The 19873-nt window shown below is 27.8% G+C and carries 18 protein-coding genes; 15 read left to right on the forward strand and 3 right to left on the reverse strand.

The window, feature by feature from the left end; translation table 11 throughout:
* The first annotated feature begins 130 nt into the window (after window positions 1–130).
* From CDIF1296T_RS02560 to CDIF1296T_RS19495, 9 genes are all read left to right on the forward strand, one after another.
* Complete coding sequence (locus CDIF1296T_RS02560) at window positions 131–1153, forward strand: LacI family DNA-binding transcriptional regulator (protein WP_225722703.1); 1023 nt, start codon at window positions 131–133, stop codon at window positions 1151–1153.
* A gap of 41 nt (window positions 1154–1194) precedes the next feature.
* On the forward strand, window positions 1195–2085 hold the full coding sequence (rbsK, locus tag CDIF1296T_RS02565) for a ribokinase (protein ID WP_009895372.1): 891 nt from the start codon (window positions 1195–1197) through the stop codon (window positions 2083–2085).
* Between the two features lie 47 nt (window positions 2086–2132).
* A complete protein-coding gene (locus tag CDIF1296T_RS02570) occupies window positions 2133–3095 on the forward strand; it encodes a substrate-binding domain-containing protein (protein WP_003435917.1) in 963 nt (320 codons plus the stop codon).
* A gap of 53 nt (window positions 3096–3148) precedes the next feature.
* Window positions 3149–4660 carry a sugar ABC transporter ATP-binding protein gene (locus CDIF1296T_RS02575; protein WP_009895373.1) on the forward strand — a complete coding sequence of 504 codons (1512 nt, stop codon included), beginning with the start codon at window positions 3149–3151 and terminating at the stop codon, window positions 4658–4660.
* Window positions 4644–5642, forward strand: coding sequence for an ABC transporter permease (locus CDIF1296T_RS02580; protein ID WP_009895374.1), 999 nt, complete (start codon window positions 4644–4646; stop codon window positions 5640–5642). The genes CDIF1296T_RS02575 and CDIF1296T_RS02580 overlap by 17 nt, the downstream gene beginning before the upstream one ends.
* A 183-nt stretch (window positions 5643–5825) precedes the next feature.
* The gene (locus CDIF1296T_RS02585; RefSeq protein WP_009895375.1) at window positions 5826–7088 is read left to right on the forward strand and encodes a M20 family metallopeptidase; all 1263 of its coding nucleotides are present in this window, start codon (window positions 5826–5828) and stop codon (window positions 7086–7088) included.
* A gap of 19 nt (window positions 7089–7107) precedes the next feature.
* Complete coding sequence (locus tag CDIF1296T_RS02590; protein WP_003435911.1) at window positions 7108–7851, forward strand: glutamine amidotransferase; 744 nt, start codon at window positions 7108–7110, stop codon at window positions 7849–7851.
* 172 nt (window positions 7852–8023) lie between these two features.
* Entirely contained in the window at window positions 8024–9409 is a 1386-nt protein-coding gene (locus tag CDIF1296T_RS02595) for a M20 family metallopeptidase (RefSeq protein WP_009895376.1), read from the forward strand.
* A gap of 560 nt (window positions 9410–9969) precedes the next feature.
* Complete coding sequence (locus CDIF1296T_RS19495; protein ID WP_009895377.1) at window positions 9970–10110, forward strand: glycine zipper domain-containing protein; 141 nt, start codon at window positions 9970–9972, stop codon at window positions 10108–10110.
* Between the two features lie 229 nt (window positions 10111–10339).
* Here the strand turns inward: CDIF1296T_RS19495 and CDIF1296T_RS02600 are convergent, their stop codons facing one another.
* Complete coding sequence (locus CDIF1296T_RS02600) at window positions 10340–10786, reverse strand: GNAT family N-acetyltransferase (protein WP_009895378.1); 447 nt, start codon at window positions 10784–10786, stop codon at window positions 10340–10342.
* A gap of 769 nt (window positions 10787–11555) precedes the next feature.
* On the opposite strand from CDIF1296T_RS02600, the gene CDIF1296T_RS02605 reads away from it, so the two are divergent.
* From CDIF1296T_RS02605 to CDIF1296T_RS02615, 3 genes are read left to right on the forward strand one after another with little or no spacing between them, the layout of a single operon-like run.
* Window positions 11556–12395, forward strand: a complete 840-nt coding sequence (locus CDIF1296T_RS02605) for a DUF5685 family protein (protein WP_003435907.1) — start codon at window positions 11556–11558, stop codon at window positions 12393–12395.
* On the forward strand, window positions 12385–12828 hold the full coding sequence (locus CDIF1296T_RS02610; RefSeq protein ID WP_003435904.1) for a hypothetical protein: 444 nt from the start codon (window positions 12385–12387) through the stop codon (window positions 12826–12828). The genes CDIF1296T_RS02605 and CDIF1296T_RS02610 overlap by 11 nt, the downstream gene beginning before the upstream one ends.
* Window positions 12829–12838: 10 nt before the next feature.
* Window positions 12839–13330 carry a hypothetical protein gene (locus CDIF1296T_RS02615; protein ID WP_009888171.1) on the forward strand — a complete coding sequence of 164 codons (492 nt, stop codon included), beginning with the start codon at window positions 12839–12841 and terminating at the stop codon, window positions 13328–13330.
* A gap of 200 nt (window positions 13331–13530) precedes the next feature.
* On the opposite strand, the gene CDIF1296T_RS02625 is transcribed toward CDIF1296T_RS02615, so the two are convergent.
* Window positions 13531–14259: an HAD family hydrolase gene (locus CDIF1296T_RS02625; protein ID WP_003421079.1), complete on the reverse strand. Its 729-nt coding sequence runs from the start codon at window positions 14257–14259 to the stop codon at window positions 13531–13533.
* A 124-nt stretch (window positions 14260–14383) separates the two neighbouring features.
* Between CDIF1296T_RS02625 and CDIF1296T_RS02630 the strand changes: the two genes are divergently transcribed.
* Window positions 14384–15472, forward strand: a complete 1089-nt coding sequence (locus tag CDIF1296T_RS02630) for a hypothetical protein (protein WP_009895379.1) — start codon at window positions 14384–14386, stop codon at window positions 15470–15472.
* Between the two features lie 147 nt (window positions 15473–15619).
* Here CDIF1296T_RS02630 and CDIF1296T_RS02635 read toward each other — a convergent pair whose 3' ends face one another.
* A complete protein-coding gene (locus CDIF1296T_RS02635; protein WP_009895380.1) occupies window positions 15620–16453 on the reverse strand; it encodes a hypothetical protein in 834 nt (277 codons plus the stop codon).
* A 199-nt stretch (window positions 16454–16652) separates the two neighbouring features.
* Between CDIF1296T_RS02635 and CDIF1296T_RS02640 the strand changes: the two genes are divergently transcribed.
* Complete coding sequence (locus CDIF1296T_RS02640) at window positions 16653–17018, forward strand: ArsR/SmtB family transcription factor (RefSeq protein WP_003437587.1); 366 nt, start codon at window positions 16653–16655, stop codon at window positions 17016–17018.
* 22 nt (window positions 17019–17040) lie between these two features.
* A complete protein-coding gene (locus CDIF1296T_RS02645; protein ID WP_003429705.1) occupies window positions 17041–19428 on the forward strand; it encodes a heavy metal translocating P-type ATPase in 2388 nt (795 codons plus the stop codon).
* Window positions 19429–19873 lie beyond the last annotated feature (445 nt).

A 19873-nucleotide genomic window follows, 5' to 3' on the forward strand; every position in this document is an offset into this window, starting at 1 on the left:
GAATTATAAGTTGCAATATTTTGAAAAAAGGGAAAAATATCAAAATTTATATAAAATGGTTGCAAATGAAAAAAAGATGTGATAGTATCTAGGTAACCGGTTAAGTAAAACGGTTTCCTAAATTTTGGGGGTGAACTTCTTGAGTATAACTATAAAAGAAATTGGCGAATTGGCTGGTGTTTCTAAAACAACTGTGTCAAAAGTCATTAATAATAAAGATGAAAATATAAGTCAGGCAACAAGAGAAAAAATTTTGAAAATAATGAAGGAAAAAAATTATGTACCAAATAAATTAGCACAAAGTTTAGTAACTAAAAAAACTAATACTATAGGGCTTCTTATACCAGATATACGAAATCCATTCTTTACAGATGTATCAAGAGGTGTAGAAGATAAAGCTAATGAAGAAGGCTACAATATAATTTTATGTAATACAGATGAAGATGCTAAAAAAGAATATGAAGGAATAAGAACACTATCAGAGAGGATGATAGATGGAATTATATTTGCAGCATCTTCAAATACAAACTGGAAAGAAGCAAATTATAAAGATATAAAAATACCAACTGTCTTGATTGATAAGAAGATAAGTATGAACAAAGAAACCTTAAAAGGAATTGTTAAAATAAATAACTTTGAAGGGGCCTATATAGCTACAAAACATTTATTAGATATTGGAAATAAGAAAATAATATACCTAAGTGGTCCACTTCAAAATGAAATAGCAGTAGATAGATTAGAAGGATATAAAAAGGCTCTAATCGAGTGCAATTTAAGCTACAATCCTGCTTATGTATTTGAAGGAAAATATAAGATTGAATGGGGACAAGAATTTATAAAAAATTTAGAAAAGATAGATTTTGATGCAATATTTTGTGCAAATGATTTGATTGCAATAGGTGTCATAAGAGGTCTTAAAGAAAGAGGATTAAGTATACCAAATGATGTAAGTGTCGTGGGATTTGATGATATTCAAACATCAAGTCTAATAAGCCCTTCTCTTACCACAGTAAAACAGCCATCTTATGATATAGGATATAAAGCCAGTGAAATATTGATAAATTGTTTAAGAGGAGATAAAAAAGAATCGTTTGATGAATTGATTTTCAAACCAGAATTAGTCATAAGAGATTCAACAAAAGAAAGTGAATAACAGCACGAGAGACATAAATAGATATGTAAAGGAGTAATGTAATGGGAAACATAGTTGTCATAGGAAGTGTAAACATGGACATGGTATGTTCTGTAGATAAAAGACCAGAAAAAGGAGAAACAGTATTAGGTAATAGTTTTTTTACATCACCTGGAGGAAAAGGGGCTAATCAAGCTATCTCAGCTTCTAAACTAGGAGCAAATGTAAAAATGATATCATGCATAGGGGAAGATGGCTTAGGAGAGGAGTTAATAAGAAATTTTAGAACGAATAAAGTTGATTATAGTTTAGTATCCAGAAATAATCACAAAAGTTCTGGTGTTGCTGTTATAACATTATGTGAAAATGATAATAGTATTGTTGTTGTACCAGGGACGAATGAGCTAGTAGATATAGAATTAATTAAAAAGAATGAAGAAGAGATAAAGAATGCAGATATAGTATTGCTACAATTAGAGATTCCATTAAAAACAATAAATTATGTAGTGAATTTCTGTTTTGAAAATAGGATTAAGGTTTTATTAAATCCAGCACCAGCAGTAAAACTAAATGAAGATATAATAGAAAAAGTAACTTACTTAACACCAAATGAACATGAATATAAGATAGTTTTTGACACAAATGAAGGGATAGAAGAAGTATTAAAAAAATATCCAAATAAACTTGTAATAACAGAAGGAAAAAATGGAGCTAGATTTTATGATGGTGAGGAAATCAAGCATGTATCTTGTATAAGTGTTGATGTTCAAGATACCACAGGAGCAGGAGATACATTTAATGGAGCATTGGCAGTGGCTATAACAGAAGGGAAAAATTTATATACAGCAGTAGAATATGCAGTAGTAGTATCAGGTCTTTCTGTAACTAAACTAGGTGCACAATCTGGTATGCCCTATAAAGAAGATGTTGAAAAATATTTAAATAATAAATAAAAATCTAATTTGTTCAAATTTAAAACTATTAAAAATGGAGGTTAATTATGAGAGTGAGAAAAATTTTATCTTTAGGAATTGCTGGAATACTAGCAATAGGAATGTTAACAGGGTGTTCAATGGAAGGACCAAGTAAATCAGATAATAAAGGTGGTTCAGACAAGAAAGATTTAACTATTGGAGTATCTACAATAACTCTTCAACATCAATTTTTTATAGATATTGATGAGGGAATAAAAGAAAAAGCTAAAGAATTAGGTGTGAAAGTTATAGTAAATGACCCAGACCAAGATGTAGCTAAGCAAACATCAGCAATAGAAGATTTTATACAACAAAATGTAGATGGAATGATAGTACTTGGAACTGATAATTCGGCTATAGTACCAGCAGTAGAAGGAGCATTTGAAAAAATGCCAGTAGTTACAGTAGATGCTGTATTAAATACTGAAAATATTACAAGTTATGTAGGAACAGTTAGTTATGATGCTGGTAAAAAATTAGGGGAATACACTAAAAAATACATAGATGAAAAGTTAGGTGGAAAGTCAGAAATAGCAATAGTGACAGATTTAAAATCTCAAATACAAATGCAGAGAATAGATGGATTTAAAGATGCATTAAAAGGTTCAGCAAATGTTAAGATATTAAATTCACAACCAGGATATGACAGAGAAGAATCTCTTAATACAGTAGAAAACTTAATTCAATCTAATCCAGATGTAGATATAATATATGCAACAGCTGAAAATAGTGTACTAGGAGCTAAAGCTGCACTTGAATCTGCAAAAAATAAGGATGTTAAGATTGTAGGATTTGACTTAACTGAAGAAGCATCAAGTGGAATAACAGATGGAACTATTCTTGCTATGATTCAACAACAACCTAAAGAGATGGGACGTTTAGCTGTAGAAGCAGTAGTAAAAGCTATAAAAGGGGAAAAGGTAGAAAAGAATATACCAGTACCAGCTTTACTTTATGATAAGGAAAATATAAAAGACTTTAAGAATTAGTAAAATAAAATGAGATTATTTGAAAGAAATCCTATTTAAAAAGGAGTGTCATTATGAGTAATATAATTCTGAAGTTAAGTAATATTGCTAAAGAATTTCCTGGTGTCAGAGCATTAGATAATGTTAATTTTGAGTTATTTCATGGCGAAGTTCATGCACTACTGGGTGAAAATGGTGCTGGTAAATCAACAATGATAAAGATTTTAACTGGGGCACATTCGAAAACTTCTGGAAAATTTATTTTTGAAGGCAAAGAAATAGAGAATATATCCCCAGATATCTCTAAAAAGATAGGTATAAATGCCATATATCAAGAACTAACAGTTTTTGACGAATTAACAGTAGCACAAAATATTTTTATGGGAAAAGAAATAAATGGCAAAGTCTTAACCAATGACAAAAAAATGAATGAAGAGGCTAAAAAGATTTTCGATAATATGGGAATAGATATAAATCCAAATAGCTTAGTCAAAGAGCTTAGTATAGCTCAAAAACAAATGGTAGAAATAGCAAGAGTTTTATCATCAGAAACTAAAGTATTAATAATGGATGAACCTACTTCTTCAATAAGTAAAAAAGAGACTGAAATACTTTTTAGACTTATAAATGATTTAAAAGAGAGTGGAGTTAGTATAATATATATATCCCATAGGATGGAAGAACTCTTTGAGATTTGTGACAGAATAACTATAATGCGAGATGGGAAAACGATTTCGACTTTGAATACCAAAGATGTATCGTCTGAGGAAGAATTAGTTAATTTAATGATAGATAGAAAGCTAGACCAATTTTTCCCAAAAAGAAAAGTAGAAATAAAAGAAGAAATTATGCGAGTGGAAAGTCTAACTAAGAACAATGTTTTTAATGATATTAGCTTTAATATAAGAAAAGGTGAAATATTGGGAATAGGTGGACTAGTTGGAAGTAAGAGAAGTGAAATAGTAGAAGCTATATTTGGACTTAGAACATATGATTCTGGGAAAATATATTTAAACAATGAAGAAGTAAAGTTTAAAACTCCATCAGATGCAATAGAAAATGGACTAGGATTAATAACAGAAGATAGAAAAGGTACTGGATTGTTTTTACAAATGAGTGTCAAAGAAAACACAACTATGGCTGGGTTAAAAAAGATATCTAAGTTTAAATCAATTATAGATAGAAAAAAGGAAAAAGATATTTTAGAAAAATACATAGAAGCTTTAAAGATAAAAACACCACATATGAATCAAGTTATACAAAGTTTAAGTGGTGGAAACCAACAAAAAGCTATAATAGCAAGATGGCTTTTATTACAACCAGATATATTAATTATGGATGAACCAACCAGAGGTATAGATGTAAATGCTAAGGCAGAGATATACAATCTAATGGGAGATTTAGTGGAGAGTGGTGTAAGTATAATAATGATATCTTCTGAAATACCAGAATTAATATCAATGAGTGACAGAATAATGGTTATGAGAGAAGGTCATATAAGTGGATTTTTAGAAGGTGAAGAAATGGTTGAAAATAATGTATTAAAATTGGCTTTCGGAGGTAAAATTAATGAGTTCAATAACTAAGCATAAAGAAGAAAAATCTTCTCCATTATTGACAAAATTAACAAGTGTATTTAGAGACCAAGGGAGTGCAGCTGTAGGACTTGTAATAATTTTTATAATAATGAGTGTAGCTTCATCTAACTTTTTAACTTTAGACAATTTAATTAATGTTGGAAGACAAATATCAATAAATGCAATACTTGCAGTAGGTATGACATTTGTAATAATTACAGGAGGAATAGATTTAAGTGTAGGAGCAGTAATTGCTTTAGTAGGTACATTTTGGGCTACAACAGTAGTGAATTATAATGCACCTATATGGGGAGGTATGATACTTGCATTAGCAATAGGGACAATATTAGGAGTCATAAAAGGTGCAATTATTTCAACACAAAAACTACCTCCATTCATTGTAACTTTAGCCATGTTAACGATAATAAGTGGGGCAAGCTTTGTATTTACAGGAGGAAGACCTATATCAGTAAATACAGATGCATTTAAGATGCTCGGTAGAGGATATATTGGACCAATACCAATACCAGTTATAATTATGATTATAGTTGTAATAGCAGGACATTTTCTATTAAAAAGAACTAATTTTGGACGTCATGTACATGCAGTAGGTGGAAATGAAGAGGCCGCTAGATTATGTGGAGTAAAAGTAAATAAAGTTATAGTAAAAGTATACGCACTAGCTGGACTACTAACAGCATTAGCTGGGATAATACTATCATCACGTTTGGCATCAGGTTCACCAACTGTTGGAGATGGAGCAGAATTGGATGCTATAGCAGCCGTTGTGCTTGGTGGTACTAATATGATGGGTGGTTCTGGTTCTATAGTAGGTACATGTATAGGTGTCGGAATAATAGGAATATTAGGAAATGGATTAAACTTATTAAGTGTATCTTCATATAATCAAATGATTATAAAAGGTTTGGTAATGTTATTTGCTATATGGATAAATAATATAAAATTAAAAAAATCAGCTAAATCTAAATAGTAATTAAATTTTAGCTTATAAACTATAAAAATTATTGAGTTTTTGTATATATTTTTATACTTTAATTTGCATACATCTTTATACATTGAATGGGAATATGCTAAGTGAAAAAGTTTACTATGGCTTAAATAGATGAGATTAGACTTGAAATTTTAAATGTAAAAATAAATCTTAGGAGGAAATATGAAAAAAATTCTCTTAGATACATTAAATAGTAAAAAACAAGAATACATAGATTATTTAAAAGAACTTGTAAGTATAAAGACTGAAGATGTTGGTCATGGAATACTAGGTGGATTTGAAAAAGAAGGACAGGAATATATTGAAAAACTTGCAAATTACATAGGTTTTAGTGTAGATAGACAAGAAATAAGCGAAGAATTAATTAAAAAAGCAAAAAATATATATAAAGAAGGAAATCTAGGTCACAATTATCAAGATAGATATAATTTAATTTGTAAGTATAGTGATGATTTACCTGGTAAGACAATTGTATTTAATGGTCATGTAGACACTATGCCACCGGGTGATATAAGTAAGTGGAAATATAATCCATATCGTGCTACAGAAGATAATGGAAAACTTTATGGACTTGGAACTGCTGATATGAAATCTGGACTTATAGCATCAATATTAGCTGTAAAGCTTATAAAAGATAGTGGTCTAAATGTACCTGGTAATGTAAAAATAATGTCAGTAGTAGATGAAGAAGGTGGCGGAAATGGTACCATAAATGCAGTTATGAATGGTATTGGTGGAGATTGTTGCATAATTTGTGAACCATCAGAACAAAACTTAATAGTTGCACATATGGGATTTGTATTCTTTGAAGTTGAGGTTAAAGGTGTGTCTCTTCACTGTGGTAGTAAGTGGGAGGGTGTAAATGCAATTGAGAAGGCTATGTTGTTGCTTCAAGATATAAAAGGGTTGGAACATAACTGGCTTATGATATATAAACATCCACTATTACCTTCACCTACAATAAATTTAGGTGTAATAAATGGTGGAACAGCAGGTTCTACTGTGCCAGATAAGTGTGTATTTAATTTATGTGTACACTTCTTGCCAAATATAATGAGTTATGAACAAGTTGTAAATGATGTAACAAATGTCATAATGACAAGGGCTAATGGAGATTTATGGCTTAAAGATAATAAACCAAATATAAACATATATCAATCAGGGTTAGGTTTTGAGATGGACAAGGATTCTGATTTTGTAGTGAATGCACATAAAATACTAGAAGAAACTCTAGGAAAAAAATTAGAGATAAAAGGTTCAACAGCTGGCAATGATGCGAGAGTAATGAAAAATTTAGCTGAAATACCAACACTTATATTAGGGCCAGGTTCAATAGAACAATGTCATTCAATTGATGAATATGTTGAAATTAAGGAGTATTTAGATAGTATACTTATGTATGCAAGTCTAATATTAAACTTATAAAAGTAGGAGGAATATATAAATGAAAAAAGTATTAATAGTAGGGGAATCTTGGGTAAAAAATATAACTCATATAAAAGGATTTGATACGTTTGTTACAACTCATTATGAAGAAGCTGTAAAGTGGTTGAAAGAAGCAATAGAATCTGGAGGATATGAGACAGTTCATATGCCTGCACATGTAGCAGCAGATAGTTTTCCGTATAAATTAGAAGAGTTAAATGAGTATGACTGTATAATATTATCTGATATAGGTTCTAATACGTTCTTATTATCTAATAGTACTTTTATAGATTGCAATAGTAATCCAGATAGACTTGAACTAATCAAAGAGTATGTAAATAATGGTGGGGCGTTAATCATGGTAGGTGGATATATGTCATTTACAGGAATAGATGCAAAAGCTAGATTCGGAGAAACTGCTATCAAAGATGTATTACCAATAACAATGATAGATAAAGATGATAGAGTTGAAAAACCAGCAGGAATAATTCCAGAAGTTATTGACTCTGAACATCCAGTATTAAAAGGTATACCAACAGAATGGCCAAAGTTTTTAGGATATAACAAAACAGTAGCTAGAGATAATTGTCCTGTTTTAGCAACTATTGGAGGAGACCCATTTGTAGCTGTTGGCGAGTTTGGAAAAGGAAAATCTGCTATCTTTAGTTCTGACTGTGCACCTCACTGGGGTCCAAAAGAATTTACTGATTGGAAATACTATAATAAATTATGGGTTAATATGCTTGATTGGTTAACATGCTAAAAATTTTATAAAACTTGAAAACCTCTTACTTGATAAAATGAAACTTACAAGTCAAGAGGTTTTATTGTATAAAATGGTTGTATGGTAGAAAATATTTTTAAATCAGTTAAAATTAGTCATTTTGGCTGATAATCTATAAGTTATTAGAAACAGGGAGGTTTATATAATTAATATGGATAATTTAAATAAAAAGTTTTTGATGGAATATATAGATGAGATACAGGGAGAATTAAGAGATATATCAGATAAGATATGGAAAAATCCAGAGCTTCAGTATAAAGAATACTATGCTTCAAATTTACAAAAAGAATGTTTAAAAAAACATGGTTTTAGTATAGAGGGATTAGAAGGTATGGATACAGCATTTGTGGCTAGTTATGGAGAAGGTAGACCAGTTATAGCAGTTTTGGGAGAATATGATGCTTTAGATGGTTTGTCTCAAAAAGTATCCACTACTAAAGAACCTATTGTAGATGGTGGTGCAGGTCATGGATGTGGACATAACTTACTTGGTACAGGTTCAATAGGAGCTGTAATTGCAGTAAAGGAATTAATCAAACTAAAAAAGCTGAAAGGGACTATAAAATACTATGGATGTCCAGCAGAGGAAGATTTATCTGGAAAAGTATTGATGATAAAAAAGGGTTTTTTTGATGGAATTGATTGTGCTTTTAGTTGGCATCCATTTGATATAAATACTCCTATAAGAATCCCAACACTTGCTAATTACTCTGTGAAATTTAGATATAATGGGATTAGTGCTCATGCAGCACAAGCTCCTTATAACGGAAGAAGTGCACTTGATGCAGTAGAACTTATGAATATAGGTTGTAATTATTTAAGAGAACATATATTTGATAATTGTAGAGTACACTATGTAACTACTAATGGTGGAAAAATGCCAAATATAGTTCCTGATTTTGCAGAAGTGTGGTATTACATAAGAGGAGTTAAAATGGAGCATGTAAGAGATGTATTTGGTAGGATTGTTGATATAGCAAAAGGAGCAGCATTAATGACTGGTACCATTATGGAATATGACATTATAAGTGGAGTATATGACTATATTCCAAATACAATATTAACAGATATTCTATCACAAAATATGAAATTAGTAGGTGTACAAAACTATAATGAAGATGACTACTATTTTGCAGATAAATTAGCTGAGACAGTGTCTATAGATAAAAGAAGTAGTGTTTCTAGTGTATTAAGTGGAAATAAGGATATTACTAAGATGAATTTACATGATGAGGTTACAGATGATACATTTACTCATAATAACTGTATATCATTATCATTGGATATTGGAGATGTTAGTTACATAATTCCTACAGCACAGTGTTCTTGTTCAGTTTGGCCTATTGGTATTTCTGCCCATACATGGCAATCTTGTGCAAGTGCAGGTTCTGATATGGGATTTAAAGCAATGTTATTGGCATCTAAATCTATATCATGTTCAATAAATGATGTAATGCTTGATGAATTGGTTATAAATAAAGCAAAAAAAGAATTGAAGTATACTGTAGGTAGTTTTGAATATACTCCAATTATTTGAAGAGTAATTTAATACAAGTAAGATTGAATTGTATGAATTAGGATAAATATATAAATTAACATTATTTTTAACTTAACTTTCTAATTATTTTCAATCTAAGATATAATAATTAGAATATATTTTTAAAGTTTCCTATTTAAGGAAAATAATTTGATTTTATGTTCGATAAAAGGACTTATAATTTGTAAGCCCTTTTATTATATTTATTTTTTGTTTATAATTAATTTTATTTTTTAGGTTTAGTTAGGTTATAGATTACCCTGAAGAAATGGTACTGATACTTGTTAGAATGTCGTTACTCGGTCCTTTAAGAGCAGTTGGAATTAGTAAAGATTCATAAAAATAGTTTTATATATATTAGACTTTGAAAATATATGTTTAAAAACCATTTTTTACTACTACTGTTTATAAATTAGGGGAGATATCTTAAAATATTAGTAAAAGGAGTGCTAAGTGAGTGTAATAACTATGAGATAAGAGGTTTAGTTGATATAGTCAAAACTTCAAAAGAATCAATTAGAAAAGTTAAAATGTTACAATTAAATTTAAAGGAGTAATATATGAAAAATGAAAATATAAGTTATTTGGCGTTAGGATTATGTTTTGGTGTTATTTTGGGTTCATTATTTAAAAACTTAGCTATTGGTTTATCCTTTGGATTAGTTATTGGAGTAGTATTAGACAGTAAGAAAAATAAATAAAACTTCTATAGTAACATATAACAATTATACTATTTTTGTATAAAATCATTGGAAATCAACAATAGAAAATATTTGTTATTTAAAAACTAAAAATACAGTTTAAACGACCTAAAAATATATTATATAATTATTATAACAAGATAAGTGAGAGTAAGGTTATGATAATAGAGTAATATTTTTCAATTATTACTCTATTTATATTTATTTAGTTATACTATAGTTTATATTGTTATTTTAATTTCATATGCAGTATAGGGAATGGATTACCTTGTTCATCGAACTCAGATTTTTTAAAGACTTTAAATCCCATATGTTTATAAAAGCCTAATGCTTGTTGATTTTGCTCATTCACATCTACATAATTTACATTTAATACTTCTATTGCATATTCTGCAAGTCTTTTTCCAATTCCATTTCCTATACTATAATTACCTACAAATAACATTTCAATTTTAAAATCATGTATTCCCATAAAAGCTTTTATAAGACCTTTTTTGTCTCTTACACATAAAAAATTACTAACATATTTAGCACCTTCTTTAACTTGAGGCTTTATTGATATTATTTTTTCTTCACTTAAAAAGTCATGTGTTGCTCTTACTGATGATTCCCATGTATCTAGTATTTCTTTCATATCTTTATTGTTAATAATATTTAACTTTTCAAATTTTATCATTTAATAATTCCTCTTAAGTAAGTATGTTACTTAATATTATATGTTAAATATGATTTAAAAAGGTTATAAGAATAGTTTTGTATTAAATATAATCAAATAAATATATTTATTTGTCATAAATTAAATGTCCACTAAAATAGAAAAAATAAGAAGAAATAGGTAATAAATGATAGCTTATAGCAAAATAAAGATGTAAGTATAACAATAGATGAGATTGTAATTAAGTAACTATACCTAACAGAACATTCTTAGACGAATATAGAAGACTTAAAAAAGAAAAGAGAAGTAGATAAGAATTTATTAATGATTACATATAAAATAAATGAATTATAATTTTATTAATGATATAATAATAATTAACAAAAAATAAAAGAGGAGCGAGTTAATGTTTGATGGCATACACTCATTTTCTAACCAATGAAACAATAGATTCAATTAAGGTTACTAAAGTCTAATTAACACATAAACATATAGGATAAATACATCTTTTTAATATATTAATTATGTTAGACTTACAAAAAATGTAAATATATAGCTTGTTAAATCTTGATTGAACCTTAAATAATAAGGGATAAAAAATGACTTGTTCAAAGGCAAAGAATATACTATTAAATGATATAAGTAACTTAGAGATAATATGTAGTAAGTCAAAAGGACTATATAGCATCAGTAAGTAAAAAGAGTAAAAACTTACATAATGCACTATAAAATAAATGAGTTAGAAAATAAATATAATTTATATAATAAAGTAGTACAAAAAGGAGTATTTATGTTTGGATATGTTAAAATAAACAAAATGGATTTAACATTTAGAGAATATGATTATTACAAAGCTTACTATTGTGGACTATGTAAATACTTAAAAAGAAATCATGGAGAAATCTCTAGGTTTTCTTTGAACTATGATATAACATTTTTAATTGTTTTATTAACAGCAGTATATAACCCAGAGTCTATAAGTACAGAGGAAGTGTGTATAGTAAATCCATTTAAAAAGAAAAAGGTAATTACAAATGATATTACAGAATATGCAGCAAGTATGAATATTCTTTTAACGTATTATAAATTGGAAGATAATTTAATGGATGATAAACGCATAAAAGATAAATTGGCATATTATATATATAAAAACAAATTAAAATTAGCATATGAAAAGTATCCTGAAAAAGCAGAGTATATAAAACAACAACTAAATGAATTAAATAAGTTAGAAAAAGATAAAAATATAAATATAGATGAAGTATCTAGTATATTTGGAAATATAATGGGTGAAGTATTTGTCTATAAAAAAGATGAAAATGAGAGAAACTTAAGAATGATAGGTTTTAATATAGGTAAGTATATATATCTACTAGATGCCTATGAAGATTTAGATGAAGATTTTAAGAAAGGAAGATATAATCCATTTATAGAGTATATTGATAAAAATGATGAGTTAAAAGAAAAAGTAAAAAAAATAATAGTAACATCATTAGGATTTTTAGCTAGGGGAATTGATAATCTAAATCTAAATAAAAATGTTGGAATAATAGAAAATATAATTTATTCTGGTGTTTATTTAAGATATATTAATATATTAGAAAGTAGAGGTGGAAAGAATGTACAGTAATACTTATAATAATGAAAATTTTATGAGAGCAAGATCATTCATAGAAAATAGTGAATTTAAAAAAGCATATGATTTTTTAAAAACTTTGACTGACAAATGTGCAGAGTGGTATTATTTAACTGGTTTTTCTGCAATGAACATAGGATATTATGAAGAAGGTGAAGACTTCTTAAAAAGAGCAAAATTTATGGAGCCTGAAAATAGTGAATATAGTGATGCACTTAGAAGTTATACACAATATAGAAATGATTATAGCAATAGGGCTGACAATTATAATAGAAGAAGACGTAATGATTTAGATGGATGTTGTTGCTGTTGCTGTGATGATTGCTGTTGTTGTCTAGGTGACGATTGTTGTGAAAATTGTGCTAAGCTTTGGTGTTTAGATTCATGTTGTGAATGTTTTGGTGGAGATTTAATAACTTGTTGTTAGGATGATAAATATGAGTATAAAAGTTGCTTATGGAGGAGTTTTATTAGCATTAAATGTGATATTGTTGACTCTTACAAATATTATTCCTGTAAATACATTGTTTATTATGGGGTTAGCATCACTTTTAGTATCAATTGTAATAATGGAATGGGGCTTTAAGAGTGGAATCGCTTTTTATATAGGTTCTATAGTTTTAGGATTTATAGTGATGGCAAGTAAGTCTCAATGGATTGTATATTCACTTACCTTTGGAATATATGGTATTGTAAAATATCTTATAGAAAAAGATAGGTCTATATATATTGAGTATTTTATGAAATTAGTATTTGCAAATATAATGATACTTATATTGTATTTTTTATTAAGAACAATAGTTTATATTCCAATAAACATATTTATTATAGGTTCATTTGAGATAGCCTTTATAGTATATGACTATGTTTACAGTTCTTTTATAGGTTATTACAATAATAGGTTAAGAAAGATGCTATTTAAAAAATAATTGCTTATTTTTATCTTTAAATTTAATGAAATTGTAGTTTGGATAAGGTAAATTATATATATGAATATACATTAAAACATAAAGCTAAATTTAATATATTCTTAGTGCAACATATAAAAGCTTTGATTTTTAGTCAAAGCTTTTATATGTTAGATATAAATATTAGATATAATATAAGTTTTTAAAATAGATAGTATAAATTAAATATCCACTATATTTACATCTGTAGATAGAGAATAAATAATATCTTTTCTTTCTACTATTATCTCAACATTTTTAGAAATTTCCTCATCAAGTGATATTTGAGATAAAAGTTCCTTTGTTGGATTTATTGCTATTGGATTTCCAACTCTTTTTAGCATATTTATATCACCATTAGTATCTCCATAGGCATACGAGTTTGATAAATCTAAATCATACTTTACAACAAAATCGTTTATAGCATTATTCTTACTTATAGAATCCCACATTGGAATAACTGTGCCTGTAAATATATTATTTTCAAAGACATAATCACTTCCTAGAAAATCGGTTACATTATATTTTTTTGCCATTTTTTCAACAAGAAATCCAGGGCTACCAGATATAAATATAACTATATGTCCTTGATTTAGATGCCACTCAATCCTTGAACGTGTGTATTTATAGACTCTATCTGCTTTTAATTTAATTACTTGGTCACTTGTAAAGTTGATACAGGTTTTATCTAATCCTTTTAATGAATCAACATAAAGGTCACATATTTCTAATAGATAATCATCATAATTACCTTGTCTTTTATCCCAATCCATAAAAGTGTCTCTAGCATGTTTATACCAATTTTTTTGGTCAATTATATCGTATTTAATTAATTTCTTAAAATGTTCAACCATAAGAGAGTCTCTATAAAGAGTACCATCTATATCAAAAAAAGCTGCTATATTTTTCATAAGACCACCTCAATTAATCATTTCCTTATATTATATTATAAATTGTATCTAAGTTGTTAAAATATATGTATAATAATTTATATATTAAAAAACAAGTATTTTAGAGTTTAAAGGATGTGACTATATGAATTTTAATTTTGCAAAGGCTACAAATTCTAGACTTATGGGAAGTTTAGGTCTTATAATAAATTGGATAGATGATGAAAACAATCACTTTTGTCAATATTTTTTATTAGATGCAGAGGGATTAGGATTAGCAGATTATGTGAGTTTAAATAACCCAACACAAGAAGAAGCTTATATGGAAGAAGAAAGATTGATGGGAGGATTTGGTTCAGATAGAGTTGAATTAACGAAGGATGAATCTTTATTTTTAGTATCTTATTTTGGTAATAAGAATCTTTATTATGATAAGCTATTGCCAGGAGATAAATGTGAGTATATTGATATTATAAAAAACTATAAAACAGATTTAACTATAGAAAAATTATACAATAAAATATGTAAAAGAGTTGATGAAGAAGTTGAATTTATAAATTATATGACTATGAGATTTATAGCATGGGATAGAGAAAGTTTAAAGTACTTTTCTGGAAGTGACGAGATTGCAAATATGCATATTACTAATATAAATGGAACATTACTTAAAAATGTGGTAAGTGATAAAGGTCAAGGCAGATATATAAGTGAAGCTTTATATGAAGATAATGATGGATACTATATATGTAAAATTGCTTTTTGCATAAGTAAGTGTTATGAAACTGGTTTTAGAATTAACTCTCTATTAGTGACAGATAAAGAACCTATGTATGATTTTGAGGTATTTGATGAGATTTCTAAAAGTGAATTTGTAAGTGTATACAGTGTAAATTCACCTGAAGAATTTGCAAGAGTATTTTATAGAGAAAATCCATTTTTGTTAAAAAGTAATATGAATGAAGGTATATTTTTTACTAGATTTAATTTTAATAATGATCATGTAAAAGAAAATGTATATATAATAAATAATGATATGAAAGCTATATATTACTTAATGGGAAATAAGTTTTTTATTGGTACTTATAACGAAAATGATTGCAATTATATCAATGAAATAAGTCAATCTAATTATAGTGACTATATTAAATTTGAAGAGAAATTTTTCTTTGAACAAAATGCATTATATGACTTTGCAGAATCAGGTTCATTAGATTTTGATGATTTTTTGGAATAATAAATTTAGACATTATTTAAGCGAGATTAACTGAATTTAATCTCGCTTAAATTTATTTCTATAATATTGGGGGAATATTATGAGGAATACATTTATTATTATGGTCAATTATTAATGTTTTATACAACTTACTTAAAAAAATATATATTACATTTCTTCCTCATCAAATTCTTCAATATTAGTAGTCTGTGGTATACCTTGTATAGACATATTACTAGAACCATAAGGAGTAGGATATATATTAGGAGGCATAGTACTAGGCATAACTACAGGCATACCTTGCATTGTATTATGACATATAACTCCTGGTATCATCATAAGTACATTAGGAGGCATATTTTGATTACATGAGAAGTTAGGAATACTCATAGTATTGTTCATATTATACCCCATATTACTGTTCATGTTATTAGGCATACTTGTATTACCATACATATTATTCATATTACCAGACATATTGTTAGGCATACCCATATTACTATTCATATTATTAGACATATTGTTAGGTATACCCATATTACTATTCATGTTATTAGGCATACCCATGTTACTATTCATATTATTAGGCATATTGTTAGGCATACCCATGTTACTATTCATGTTATTAGGCATATTGTTAGGCATACCCATATTACTATTCATATTGTTAGACATATTATTAGGCATACCCGTATTATTATTCATGTTATTAGGCATATTATTTGTAGCAGACGTATTGTAATTCATATTTCCGGATGTATTATTTGTGTTAGGCAAGTTGTTTGGAGAATTACTACTTTTAGGATAATGATTTACATTATTAGGATATAGGTTATTTATGTTCTGGTTATTAGGTATTTTTGTATAACCATTAGAAATTTGAGGGTCATTTCTCAATTCATCTTGAGGAATTTCTTCATTAGTAATATAATCTGCATAGTTCGCTGGGTCTAAGTAAGGCATGTAACTAGTATCTAAATCCTTTTTTTTCTTGTTACTCATATTAAACTTGCACCTCCTAGAAAACTATAAAAAAGTTTACAAAAACTTATTCTAATAATATATATATTAAAAAAGTTTATAATATGTGCATTCTAATTATATTAAATTAATAAAAATTATTGTTGCAAATTTAGAAATGATAGCATATAATGAACATATGAACAGTTATTCATATATTAAAATAATTGGAGGATTAAAAATGAGAGAAGAGATAAATGATTGTAATTGTAATATAGTACATGAAGAAATAGTAACAGAGGCTAAATCAACTATGCCAGATGAAGAGATGTTATATGATTTAGCAGAATTATTTAAAGTATTTGGGGATACTACTAGAGTAAAGATATTATATGCATTATTTGCAAATGAAATGTGTGTATGTGATATAGCGAGTTTATTAAATATGACTCACTCTGCAATATCTCATCAACTTAGAGTATTAAAGCAGGCTAGATTAGTAAAGTTTAGAAGAGAAGGAAAAACAGTGTATTACTCATTAGATGATAGTCATATAAGTCAGATATTTGATTGTGGATTAAATCATATTAGAGAGACTTATAAATGATAAATGAGAGGAGTGAATATATATGGAAGCAAATAATTTAATTAAAAAAGAATTTATCCTAGGAGGATTAAATTGTGCTCACTGTGCAGAAGAAATTAATAATAAAGTTTCTAAACTACAAGAAGTTAAATCTTCTAATTTAAATTTTATAAATAAAAAACTTACAGTAAATATAAAGGAAAGCTTTAATGAGGATACTACTATAGAAAAGATAATAGATATAATAGATTCAACAGAACCAGGTCTTGATATACAAATAAGTTCTAAAGAAAATGCATCTAGTAAAATATCAATTAAAAAAGAGCTTATATTAGGAGGATTAAACTGTGCACATTGTGCAGAGGAAATTAATAACAAAGTTTCTAAATTAAAGGAAGTTGAATCTTCTAATTTAAACTTTGTAAATAAAAAACTTACAGTAAATATAAGTAATAACTTTGAAGCGGATGATGTTATAAATAAAATAAAAGAAATAATAAATTCAACAGAGCCAGGGCTTGATATACAAGTAGAGTCTACTAACAAAGTAAAAGGGAGAACTACTGAAAAACCAGGAGCTGTAAATGATACAAATAAGAAAGAATTAATTCCACTTATAATTGGAGCACTTGTATATATATTTGGTATATATCAAACAGCTACAGGTTATGAAAGTCAGTTTAGCAATATAGTATTTATAGTTGCCTATGTAATAGTAGGTGGCGATGTGCTTTTAAGAGCAATAAGAAATATATCAAAAGGAAGAGTATTTGATGAGAACTTTTTGATGGCTCTAGCAACAGTAGGAGCATTAGCAATAGGGGAGTTATCAGAAGCAGTAGGGGTTATGCTTTTCTATAAAGTAGGAGAGTATTTACAAGGTGTTGCAGTTGGGAAATCAAGAAAGTCTATAACTTCACTTATGCAAATAAGACCAGACTATGCAAATTTAAAAGTTAATTCTGAAGTTAAGGTGGTGTCACCAGAAGAAGTAAATGTAGGCGATATAATAGTAGTAAAACCTGGTGAGAAAGTACCATTAGATGGTGTAGTAGTGGATGGAATTTCTATGCTAGATACTTCTGCACTTACAGGAGAGTCAGTACTGAGAGAAGTTGAAAAAGGAGACGAAATTTTATCAGGTGTTATAAATAAAAATGCTTTATTGAGTATTGAAGTTACAAAGAGTTTTGGAGAATCAACAGTTTCTAAGATTCTTGACCTTGTTGAAAATTCTAGCATTAAAAAGTCAAAGACAGAAAACTTTATATCTAAGTTTTCAAGATACTATACTCCGATAGTAGTAATAGCTGCTTTATTAATAGCATTTGTGCCACCACTTGTAATCTCAGGTGAGGTATTTAGTGATTGGTTATATAGAGGATTGATATTCTTAGTCGTTTCTTGCCCTTGTGCATTAGTTTTATCAATACCACTTAGTTTCTTTAGTGGAATTGGGTTTGCATCTAAAAATGGTATCCTTATTAAAGGAAGTAACTATTTAGAAGCTTTAAGAAGTGTAGATACAGTAGTATTTGATAAAACAGGAACACTTACTAAAGGTGTGTTTAATGTAACTAAGTTAAATCCTGAAGGTATATCAGAAGAAGAATTATTAGAATATGCAGCTATTGCGGAGGTAAATTCAAATCATCCAATAGCAAAGTCTATATTAAGTTACTATAATAAAAAAATTGATTTAGATACAATAGACAGTTATGAGGAAATAGCAGCTTATGGAATTAGAGTAAAGCATAATGGCAATTTTATATTAGCAGGTAATGAGAAACTTATGAAAAAAGAAAATATATCTTATTCATCAGCTAAAGAAGTAGGTACAGTAGTCTATATTGCTGTTGATAAAGTATATAGAGGTTATATAGTTATATCTGATGAAGTAAAAGAAGATAGTAAAAATGCCATAAGAAGCTTAAAAGCAATAGGGGTAAAAGAAGTTGTAATGTTAACTGGAGATAATGAGAAAGTAGCAAAAAATATTGCTCAAGAATTAGAATTGGATACAGTTTACTCAAATTTACTTCCTAATGAAAAGGTAGATAGATTAGAAGATTTATATGAAGGAAGAACTGAAAAAGAGAAAATAGCATTTGTAGGTGATGGAATAAATGATGCTCCAGTATTAGCTCGTGCTGATGTTGGTATAGCTATGGGAGGCTTAGGTTCAGATGCTGCTATTGAAGCTGCAGATGTAGTGCTTATGACAGATGAGCCTAGCAAGATATCTAAAGCAATTGAAATAGCAAACAAGACTAATAAGATAGTGTGGCAAAACATAATATTTGCTCTAGGAGTAAAAATTATAGTTATGATACTAGGTGCTGGAGGAGTAGCTACTATGTGGGAAGCTATATTTGCTGATGTAGGTGTGGCACTTATAGCAGTAGTAAATGCTATGAGAGCTATGAGATAAGGGATAAATGTAAATCCATACTATTCAAAAAACTTATAATTATATATTGAAGTATATAATAATAAAAGGTATCAATAAGTTTCTTTTAACTTTATTGGTACCTTTTTATTGGAGCGTTTTTGTATATATAAATCTATATTCATTACACATTATGTTTATTTAATGTATTTATTTAGTGTAGAGCTTTTATATTGTAATTTTAAAATTTAGATATAGAAGATTTATTAATAAGTTTATATTAAGTTTAAATTAGATTCATAAAAATTATAATACTTATGATTGTATATATATTATATTAATAGTTGTAATTTTTACAACAAAATGTGTGTGTTAAAATACTCTAAAACAACAGTATAACTGCCATTCAATAAATTATGTAATATAAGAAAGTAAATATTTTTAAAAAATAATTTAAAAAAGTATTGACGAATTATTTTTAAGGTGA

This window comes from Clostridioides difficile ATCC 9689 = DSM 1296, assembly GCF_001077535.1.
GTDB lineage: Bacteria > Bacillota > Clostridia > Peptostreptococcales > Peptostreptococcaceae > Clostridioides > Clostridioides difficile.

Coding starts and splice junctions, on each gene's coding strand:
- rbsK (WP_009895372.1), top strand. CDS start 1,195: ATGGGAAACATAGTTGTCATAGGAAGTGTAAACATGGACATGGTATGT.
- CDIF1296T_RS02570 (WP_003435917.1), top strand. CDS start 2,133: ATGAGAGTGAGAAAAATTTTATCTTTAGGAATTGCTGGAATACTAGCA.
- CDIF1296T_RS02575 (WP_009895373.1), top strand. CDS start 3,149: ATGAGTAATATAATTCTGAAGTTAAGTAATATTGCTAAAGAATTTCCT.
- CDIF1296T_RS02580 (WP_009895374.1), top strand. CDS start 4,644: ATGAGTTCAATAACTAAGCATAAAGAAGAAAAATCTTCTCCATTATTG.
- CDIF1296T_RS02585 (WP_009895375.1), top strand. CDS start 5,826: ATGAAAAAAATTCTCTTAGATACATTAAATAGTAAAAAACAAGAATAC.
- CDIF1296T_RS02590 (WP_003435911.1), top strand. CDS start 7,108: ATGAAAAAAGTATTAATAGTAGGGGAATCTTGGGTAAAAAATATAACT.
- CDIF1296T_RS02595 (WP_009895376.1), top strand. CDS start 8,024: ATGGATAATTTAAATAAAAAGTTTTTGATGGAATATATAGATGAGATA.
- CDIF1296T_RS19495 (WP_009895377.1), top strand. CDS start 9,970: ATGAAAAATGAAAATATAAGTTATTTGGCGTTAGGATTATGTTTTGGT.
- CDIF1296T_RS02600 (WP_009895378.1), bottom strand. CDS start 10,786: ATGATAAAATTTGAAAAGTTAAATATTATTAACAATAAAGATATGAAA.
- CDIF1296T_RS02605 (WP_003435907.1), top strand. CDS start 11,556: ATGTTTGGATATGTTAAAATAAACAAAATGGATTTAACATTTAGAGAA.
- CDIF1296T_RS02610 (WP_003435904.1), top strand. CDS start 12,385: ATGTACAGTAATACTTATAATAATGAAAATTTTATGAGAGCAAGATCA.
- CDIF1296T_RS02615 (WP_009888171.1), top strand. CDS start 12,839: ATGAGTATAAAAGTTGCTTATGGAGGAGTTTTATTAGCATTAAATGTG.
- CDIF1296T_RS02625 (WP_003421079.1), bottom strand. CDS start 14,259: ATGAAAAATATAGCAGCTTTTTTTGATATAGATGGTACTCTTTATAGA.
- CDIF1296T_RS02630 (WP_009895379.1), top strand. CDS start 14,384: ATGAATTTTAATTTTGCAAAGGCTACAAATTCTAGACTTATGGGAAGT.
- CDIF1296T_RS02635 (WP_009895380.1), bottom strand. CDS start 16,453: ATGAGTAACAAGAAAAAAAAGGATTTAGATACTAGTTACATGCCTTAC.
- CDIF1296T_RS02640 (WP_003437587.1), top strand. CDS start 16,653: ATGAGAGAAGAGATAAATGATTGTAATTGTAATATAGTACATGAAGAA.
- CDIF1296T_RS02645 (WP_003429705.1), top strand. CDS start 17,041: ATGGAAGCAAATAATTTAATTAAAAAAGAATTTATCCTAGGAGGATTA.